Source organism: Mycolicibacterium houstonense (assembly GCF_900078665.2).
GTDB lineage: Bacteria > Actinomycetota > Actinomycetes > Mycobacteriales > Mycobacteriaceae > Mycobacterium > Mycobacterium houstonense.
Genome location: NZ_LT546207.1, coordinates 1,338,165 through 1,341,577 on the forward strand (window position 1 = coordinate 1,338,165; position 3,413 = coordinate 1,341,577).

General features: G+C 70.0%; 2 protein-coding genes and 1 pseudogene. 2 read left to right on the forward strand and 1 reads right to left on the reverse strand.

Features of this window, described 5'->3' with window-relative positions; translation table 11 throughout:
• Positions 1 to 571, forward strand: a pseudogene (locus tag BN4332_RS06715) (serine/threonine protein kinase); the annotation flags it as partial.
• Here the strand turns inward: BN4332_RS06715 and BN4332_RS06720 are convergent.
• Positions 520 to 2,085, reverse strand: coding sequence for an adenylate/guanylate cyclase domain-containing protein (locus BN4332_RS06720; protein ID WP_066897745.1), 1,566 nt, complete (start codon positions 2,083 to 2,085; stop codon positions 520 to 522). The pseudogene BN4332_RS06715 and the gene BN4332_RS06720 sit on opposite strands and share 52 nt — an antisense overlap.
• 139 nt (positions 2,086 to 2,224) lie before the next feature.
• Here BN4332_RS06720 and BN4332_RS06725 point away from each other — a divergent pair, with 139 nt between their 5' ends.
• The gene (locus BN4332_RS06725) at positions 2,225 to 3,049 is read left to right on the forward strand and encodes a universal stress protein (protein WP_066897746.1); all 825 of its coding nucleotides are present in this window, start codon (positions 2,225 to 2,227) and stop codon (positions 3,047 to 3,049) included.
• Positions 3,050 to 3,413: the final 364 nt, after the last annotated feature.

Consider the following 3,413-nt stretch of genomic DNA (forward strand, 5'->3'; position numbering starts at 1 on the left):
CCCGCCGCCACCACCGCCGGCTCAGAAGCGGCCCGCTCCGGCACGGAAACCGCGGCTCAGTCGCGCCCAGCTCACCCTGATCCTGGTGTCGGTCGCGCTGCTTGGCATCGCCGGTGTGCTGGCGGCGGTCCTGGCCAGCGGCGGGAACGGCACATCGACTCGGGAGACGCTGACCGCGCCGAGCCCGTCGGAGACCAACGCCGAGTCGCCGACCACCACCACGACGGCCACCGGATCGGCCACCGCCAACGTCAGCGGCACCGACGAACAGGGCTTCGTCGGCCACACCGCCCGGTGCGTCGAGGGCACCACCCCGGCCGCGGTGATTCGCACCGCCTCGTCACTGGCGGTGATCTGCCAGTCCGGCCCGGACAGCTTCTCCTATCGCGGTGAGCGGCTCAGCGACGGTGCCAACCTCCAGATCCCGACGGCGGAACGCTCCGGCAACGGCTTCGTCGCGGTGAACCCCGCCGACGGTGCGCGCTATGAGGTCGGCCCCGACGGGCTGACCATCATGAGCTACGGCAAGGTCGATTCATCCGAACCGCCGATCGAGTACGGCGAGCGCTGAAGCACCGGGGCATATACCGCCACCTGAGTGGTCTTGCCCTTGAGCGCCAACCCGGGCCGCAGCTCGAAAGCGCCTCGGTCCCCGGTCAGTTGGCTCAACGTCGCGTCGGTGAGCAACACGGTGTCGCCGGTCTGGCGGGTCGCGGTCTCGACCCTGGCCGCGACGTTCACCGCGTCGCCGATCACTGAGAACTCCAAACGTCCTGCGCCGCCGACGTTTCCGGCCACCACCGGCCCGGAATTCAACCCCACGCCCACCGAGAGCGCGCCGCGGAACTCCTCACGTACCGCATCGGCGATCCGCAGCGCGGCGCCCAGCGCGTCATCGGCGTGGTGATCCTGACGCCGCGGCGCCCCGAAGACCGCCATCAGGCCATCACCCGCGTACTTGTCGACGTGGCCGCCGTGTTCGTGCACGATCGGGACGATCCGCTCGAACAACCTGTTGAGCGTGGTGACCACCTCGGTGGGGCGCAGCCGTTCGGCGAGTGTGGTGAATCCGCGGACGTCGACGAACATCAAGGTGACGTCGACCTCCTGGGCTTCCACTGACCCGGCGGCACACAGAATGTGTTCGGCCACATCGCGATCCACGTAGGTGCCGAAGGTATCGCGGATGCGTTCGCGTTCGGCCAGCCCGGCCGCCATGGTGTTGAAACCGGCTTGGAGCCGCCCGATTTCGCTCGCATCGTCAACCTCGACACGCGCACCGAAGTCGCCCGCCTGCACCTGGGCCAGCGCGCGACGCAGTGCGGTCACCCGCTCGGTGACCGACCGGATGGCAATCAGAATGGCGAACAGGCCCACCACGATCGCCACCGCGGCCAGGATCAAGATGGCCGCGAAGGTCCGCTGGGCCCGGAAACCGATGTCGGCCAGATACCCCACAGCGAGCACCGCGACGCCGAACAGTGGTACCCCGGTGGCCAGCAGCCACGCCATCATCAGCCGGCGGCCCACCGTCGGACCGAACCGCCGGTCCGGGGCGGCGCCGTCGAGCGCACGGGCCGACACCGGGCGCATCACGCGTTCGACGACGAGGTACCAGACGGCGCTGGTCGAGATGCCGCCCAGGGCCACCACACTGAAGATGTACACGGCGGTCGACACCTGTTGGGTGAGGGCCAGCGATCCGAAGACCACAGCGCCGACACCCCATACCGCGCCCGAGAGTCGCACCGCCTCACCCGAGGCGCCCAACGTCATCCGCTGCTCCGCCGGAGTGGGCGGGCGGCCCTCGCTGAGCCAGGCGGTGCTGGCCGCGAACCGGTGCCGCCGTACCCGAAGCATCACCGGAATCGCGACCGCGAGGAACACGATCAGCACGGTGCCCCCGCGCGTCAGGAGACGCTGGGTCTCGGTCGGGCTCAACACGATCGGAGCCGCGAATGCCAGGAAGGCGCCGACGGTCCCGCCGCCGGCCAGGCTGATGCCGGCTGCGCCCCACACCCACCGCCGGAACGTCTGAGCCCGAAGCTCGGCTCCGGCGCCGCAGGTGATGACGGTCGCGTCCATGCATGCAGGGTCCGCCGCAGCGGCGCGTGGTCGATAGGGTAGCCGGCTACCTGTTTCCGGTTCGGCGCGCGAAGGTGACGGACACCGCGACCGGCCCTTTAGTCTGGAATCGCACGCACGAATGGATAAGGGGAAGCAGATGAAGGTAGTGCTCGGCTACGACGGGTCGCTGGCGGCCAATGCGGCGATCGGCAGCGGCGCCGCACTGTTCCCTGGGGCCGAGGCGGTCATCGTCTATCTGTGCACCCCACCATTCGGCAGTAAGGGCCTGCGGGCCCGGCTGCGGCACTCGGCCCGCAACGTCGACGAATTGATCGATCTCGTGGACAGCGAGAGCGAGGGCGAGGCCGCCCGGTTGGTCGGGACCGGAGTCACGCTGGCGCGCGCCGCCGGGTGGCAGTCCGAACCGCTCGTCAAACGCACCTGGGCGGGCGAGGGTCTGGGGCTGGCCCAGGTGGCCGAACAGCTCCAGCCCGATGTGCTGATCGTCGGTGCCCGCGGGATCGGCGCCACGGACTCGAAGCTGGGCAGTGTGTCGGATCTGGTGGTGCACCACGCGCCCCGCGCCGTACTGGTGGTCTCGCAGCACATGGTGTCGGCCGAATACGACGCCGTGGCCGACGGTCCGGTGGTGGTCGGTGTGGACGGCTCGGCGGGTGCCGAGCGGGCGCTGGCCGCCGCTCGTGAGTTGTTCCCCGACCGCGAGGTGATTTCCGTGGCGGTCGACGACGGTGACACCTCCGACCCCGAGGCCGAGGCCGCGCATCGGGTGCGCCGATTCCGCGGGTCCGGCGCCGGGGCCACTGCCGACGCGCTGGTGGCCTTTGCTGATGAGCAGCGGGCCGGGGGTGTGGTGGTGGGGTCGAGAGGCCGTTCGGCGCTCAAGAAGGTGCTGCTGGGCAGCGGGGCCGCCGCGACGTTGCAGCGCACTTTCCGGCCGGTCCTGGTGGTGCCGGGCGGCTGACGACGGGTCTCTGACGGCTCGGCGACGTGAATGCGCGTCGCCGGTGTCTCGACGCGGTAACGGATCGATCGCGATCGTTGCTGGCAAAACCCCATACGCCACTGTGGCAACTATCGTCACAGTGAAATGCGCTCCGGGGGCACAGCGCCGATCCGTTTTCGCGTCAGCCCGAAAGGTGCGTCATGCCGGCTCTCCGTCGACTGATGACTCTGACGTCCGTCTGCGCTGTCGCGCTGGCGGTCGCACCGCTGAACGTTCCGTCCGCGGCGGCCGACCCCTGCTCGGTACCGACGGGCGCCGCGGCGCGCTCGGCCACACCGACCCCACCACAGCTGCCGGTCCTGCACCTGTCTCTTCTACACCT

Coding starts and splice junctions, on each gene's coding strand:
- BN4332_RS06725 (WP_066897746.1), top strand. CDS start 2,225: ATGAAGGTAGTGCTCGGCTACGACGGGTCGCTGGCGGCCAATGCGGCG.
- BN4332_RS06720 (WP_066897745.1), bottom strand. CDS start 2,085: ATGGACGCGACCGTCATCACCTGCGGCGCCGGAGCCGAGCTTCGGGCT.